Source organism: Halomonas sp. NPDC076908 (assembly GCF_050269715.1).
In the GTDB taxonomy this organism is placed as follows: domain Bacteria; phylum Pseudomonadota; class Gammaproteobacteria; order Pseudomonadales; family Halomonadaceae; genus Vreelandella.
Genome location: NZ_JBNNIW010000073.1, coordinates 1 through 4733 on the forward strand (window position 1 = coordinate 1; position 4733 = coordinate 4733).

The 4733-nt window shown below is 68.4% G+C and carries 3 protein-coding genes and 1 pseudogene; 1 reads left to right on the plus strand and 3 read right to left on the minus strand.

Annotation, left to right across the window (positions count from 1 at the left end; all coding sequences use genetic code 11):
- Positions 1–301: 301 nt before the first annotated feature.
- From ACQKE4_RS19990 to ACQKE4_RS20000, 3 genes and pseudogenes are all read right to left on the minus strand, one after another.
- Positions 302–439 (minus strand): annotated as a pseudogene (locus tag ACQKE4_RS19990) (prolipoprotein diacylglyceryl transferase family protein); the annotation flags it as partial.
- A gap of 73 nt (positions 440–512) precedes the next feature.
- Entirely contained in the window at positions 513–1178 is a 666-nt protein-coding gene (locus ACQKE4_RS19995) for a WD40/YVTN/BNR-like repeat-containing protein (RefSeq protein WP_427389973.1), read from the minus strand.
- Between the two features lie 82 nt (positions 1179–1260).
- Complete coding sequence (locus tag ACQKE4_RS20000) at positions 1261–2967, minus strand: multicopper oxidase family protein (RefSeq protein WP_427389974.1); 1707 nt, start codon at positions 2965–2967, stop codon at positions 1261–1263.
- Between the two features lie 1161 nt (positions 2968–4128).
- Here ACQKE4_RS20000 and ACQKE4_RS20005 point away from each other — a divergent pair.
- The coding region (locus ACQKE4_RS20005) for a Spy/CpxP family protein refolding chaperone (protein ID WP_427389975.1) at positions 4129–4733 on the plus strand (605 nt) is incomplete at its 3' end.

Sequence of the window (4733 nt, forward strand, 5' to 3'; positions counted from 1 at the left end):
TCCACTCGTGTTGGTTGAGATCTTGGTCGTGATCAATCAACAGGATACGCCACCCTTCCTACCTCCTCCCATACACCAGACTTGAGCTTAACTCGCGCGGCTACTGTCGATCGCGCTGATACAGATCAAGTTCCTTTTTGGCTCCTGGTCTGTGCCTGCTGTTTCGGCTCATCCACCGACTGACGCCGCGACCAGCCGATCAGCGCCACGCCGGCCAGGATCATCGGCAGGGACAGCAGCATCCCTATTGGTCACCCAGCCGAAGGCGATGAACCCGATATGAGGGTCCGGCAGGCGCACGAACTCCACGGCGAAGCGCACGACGGCGCCCCAGCCACCAGGCGGCGACGAAGCCCACCACGTACATCAGGCCGTACCAGTGGATCGCGAACGGCCCGAGGCTGATGGCCACCGGATCAATCTGGGGATATTGCAGCATGGGGCACCTCCCGGTTCACTCGAGACGCGACCAGTCGCGTCCACCGTTCTCGCTAAACAGCAGCCGGTTCAGGTCATCCGCCGCTACCAGTCGCTGGGGGGGCGTTCGGATCTGCCGCCAGATGCATCAGATAGCGCTCTCCCCAGCCACGCCTCACCACCTCCCAGTCAAGGCTGGCTTCCTCGGCTCGCAGCATGCCGACGTCCAGCATGAAGGCGTAGAGCGTCCCCTGGTTGGCCACCACCAGGCTCGCGGGTCGGCGCTCGGGGTATACGCCATCCTCGCTGACCTGGAGCTGGCCGGCGTGGGCCCCGTAGAGCACGTTGGGGCTGGCCGCGCTGACGGTCAGCTGATGGAAGTCCACCGGGCCATCGACGCCCGCCGCAAGCCGTGACCAGCTGCGACCTCCATCACCGGAGATCACCACCCCGAGGTTGCCGCCAGCCGCCGGATGGCCGCTGGCGAAGAAGGTCTCGGCCTCCTCGGGATGAGGCGCGAAGCCCATGAAATCATGGGTCTCCTCCGAGACCCTCCGAGCCTTTCCATCTCGCTCCACGGCATAGAAGCCATGGTGGGTCGCCAGCCACAGTCGTTCGCTGTCGGCTCGATCGAAGGCCAGGCCGTGAATGTGGGTCTGCTGACGCAACTGGTCGAGACTGATGCTGCTCGGCTCTCGGGAACAGCCCGCCAGCAGCGTAAAGAGCATGGCCATCGCGAGTGGCCATCGATAATGGGTCATGACGTCACTTCCTTATCCCTCGTCAGGTATGGCCGGCGCCATACGAAGCCGCCGCATGGCGCCGAAGCACGATACGGCAGGATCAGCTCACGCGGATCGTCGCCATCATGCCCAGCTCCTCGTGCTCGATGATGTGGCAGTGGAACAGCCAGTCGCCGGGCTCGCGGAACACCATGCGAAGCTTCAGCCGCTGGTAGGGCGCCAGGTTGACGGTGTCCTTCCAGGCCAGCCAGGGCGCCTCGCGCCACTCGCCATCGCGGGTGGCGACCACCTGGAAGTGGGTGCCATGCACATGGAAGGGATGGTCCATGTGGGAGTTGTTGAAGACCTCCCACTCCTCCACCTCGCCGGCCCTGCCCTCGAAGAGGATCTCGTCCATGGCGAAGGCACGGCCGTTGATCAGGAAATCCACCTCCGGGCGGGCATCGCCGCCCTGGCCGGCCCCGTGGCCCGCATGGCTGGCGCCCGGGCCATGAGTGCCATGGTGACTGCCGCTGCCGCCACCGTGGGCGGCATGGCTGGCGCCAGGACCATGGGTGCCATGATGGCTGCCGCTGCCGCCGCCGTGGGCGGCATGGGGGTCACCGTGGCCTGCACCGTGACCTGCTCCATGGCCGGCATGGGGGTCACCGTGGCCCGCGCCGTGGTCGTCATGGCCCGGCATCACCTCGGTCAGCTCCACCCGACGCTGCACCGCCGGCTCGCCCAGGGGCTCGACGCGCCCCAGCCGCTCGGGCAGTGCGACGGCGGGGTGTACGCCCGAATTGAGAGTATGGATCGCCAGCAGCGGCGCGACCTGTTCCAGGTGGGGTGGCCTCTCGCCCATCCAGCCGCGCTCGTAGGGATGGCTGGCCAGCTGGAACCGCCCCTCGGCCTGCTCGCTCACCCGCACCAGCAGGTCGGCGCGCTCGCCCGGGGTGAGCAGCAGCTCCTCCAGCGGCTGCGGCCGCTCGATCAGGCCGCCATCGGTACCGATCAGGGTGAGTTCGTGCTGGTCCAGGCGCAGACGCAGGTAGCGCCCGGCGCAGGCATTGATCAGCCGCAGGCGCAGGGTGGTGCCCGGCGCCACGTCCAGGCGCGGCTCGCGCTGGCCGTTGACCAGCAGCAGCTCCCCCTCGCGGCCGTTCATCCAGTCCTCGGCGGTATGCGGCGCCACCTCACCGTTCGCCATCAGGCGCAGGTCGCTGACCACCAGCAGGTGCTCCTCCACCTCCAGGGGCAGCAGATCCTGGGGCGGGCGCACCAGCAGCGCCCCCGCCAGGCCGTGGGCCACCTGACGGGCGGTGCCCTCGTGGGGATGGGGATGGAACCAGTGCAGGCCCGCGCTGCCGGCGGGGAAGGTATAGCGGTACTGGCGGGACTCGCCCGGCGCCACCGCGTCCCAGGGGGCACCATCCTGGGCCTGGGGCACCGGCACGCCGTGCCAGTGCAGGGTGGTCTCCTGCTCCAGCTCGTTGATCAGGGTGATGTCCAGCTCATCCCCCACGCGCACCTCGATCAGCGGCGCCACCTTGCCGTTGTAGAGCCACAGTCGGGCCTCGAGCTCATCGCCGAGCGGCACCGCATGGGGGGCCGGGGTCAGCGCGCTGCGAAAGCGGCCGGCCGTCTCGCTCAGGTTGGCGATGCGCGGCAGCGGCTGGAGGGGCTCTCCGCCCAGCGGCGTCGGGGCGAGCCCGACGGGCGGCGTCGAATGGGGAAGCTGGCGAGAGAGGGCATAGCCCATGGTACCGGCCGTGGACAGCACCAGGGCGCCCAGCGCCGAGTAGCCCAGAAATTCGCGACGTTTCATCAAGTGATCCTCGTGACATGAACACTCTCACCGCGGTTCGATCACCCGCGGCGCCATCAGGGGAAGAGAGGTTCAGGCGCGAGGAGGCCGCTCGAAGGGAGCGGGAGGCCCCGCAGGATGGCCCAGGCCGGGCCCGGACAGGGGATGCGGGGATGCTACCGCCTCGATGGTCAGCCGGGCCATGCTGGCACCGCACTGGGCACAGGGGATGCAGCAGGGAGAGGCCAGGGAGGCATCCGGCTCGCTGGGGTCGGCGATTGCCGAGAGGTCCCAGGCCGCCGCCCCCTGCATGGCCGAATGCTCCATGAGCTGACTCTCCAGGCAGGCGGCATCCCCATGGTGCCCGCCCGCGGCGACGGGCGGCGCCATGGCCAGCACCAGGGCCATCAGCAGGCTGAGAAGCCAATGGGAGGAGAGTCGACGCATGTAGGGATAAACGGCCTTGTGAGCCAATGGAGGCGCGAGTATTTCACGGCCTCGAGGCCCCCGCAACCTGGGCCCTGCCCACAGGTTTGCCATCGGAGATTCTTTGACGTGAATCAATGGACAGCTGGCGCTGCTGGACTAGGGTAAGGGCTACACGACACCGACAAGCGAGACACCGTCATGCAGCCTCAGGCGCCCGGGCAGCGCGCAGCACCCCGCCAGGGAGGACTCCCCCTCTGGCTCGGTGCCGTGCTCATCCTGGCGCTGCTGCTGGTCGCTCTGATGGCCAGGGCCCAGACGGCGGAACCTGCCCATCCGGTCGACCCACCGGTGCCGGGCCTCGAGCTCGCCTTCGGCGAGGCCGCGTCGGAGGCCTGGCTCAGCACAGCGCCCGACTTGCCCCACTGCCACCATGACCACGCCTGGCGCCCCGCCTCGGGCGTGCTGCCCCGCAGCGAGTCGCCGGATGCCACTCCCGACCCGTCGCCCCTGATCGCCTCCGTCGCCGGGCCATCCGTGCACCTCACCTCGGCACTTGGCCACACCCTTCCTGGGCCCGCCTCTCCCCACACCGTTCCCCTCTACCTGCTGACACAGCGCTTCCGGTCCTGAGTCCTGGGTGGTTTCCCAGACACCCAGTCGTAGTCGCGCGGCATTGACCTCTGTGCCGCACATAGCCGGAATACTGTGAGCATTGGCCCTCGACGGGACCAATCAGCAGCAAGGAGAACGATCATGAAACTTCGCAAGCAGACTCTCGCCCTCGGACTCGCCCTGGCACTCGGTGCCGGTAGTGCCGGCACCGCCCTCGCCCAGGGCATGCCGGACTCTCGCCCCGGTCAGGGAAGCGGCATGATGGGAGGAATGATGGGCAGTGGCGGCCAGGGCGGCATGGGCCCCGGCATGATGGGAGGCATGATGGGCGGCGGCGGCCAGGGCGGCATGGGCCCCGGCATGATGGGAGGCATGATGGGCGGCGGCGGCCAGGGCGGCATGGGCCCCGGCATGATGGGCGGCATGATGCCCTGCCCGATGATGGGCGAGGGCATGGGCATGATGTCGATGCTCGACTCCGATCAGCGCAGCCAGATGCGCGAACTGATGCAGGAGCACCGCCCGGCCCAGTTCGAGCGCAAGGGGCGCCTGATGAACCTGCGCGACGACCTGATGGCCGAGATGCAAGGCGAGAGTCCGGATCCGGAAGCCGTGCAGGAACTCCACGGCCGCCTGGCCGAGTTGCACGGCGAGATGATGGCCGAGATGGTGCGCATGCGTAACGCCATGCACGACCTCATGACCGATGAGCAGCGCGAGCAGCTCCGCCAGGCGGCGCCCGCCGA

Bases quoted from the DNA above. Each gene is read 5' to 3' on its own strand.
- ACQKE4_RS19995 (WP_427389973.1), bottom strand. From the start codon at position 1,178: ATGACCCATTATCGATGGCCACTCGCGATGGCCATGCTCTTTACGCTG.
- ACQKE4_RS20000 (WP_427389974.1), bottom strand. From the start codon at position 2,967: ATGAAACGTCGCGAATTTCTGGGCTACTCGGCGCTGGGCGCCCTGGTG.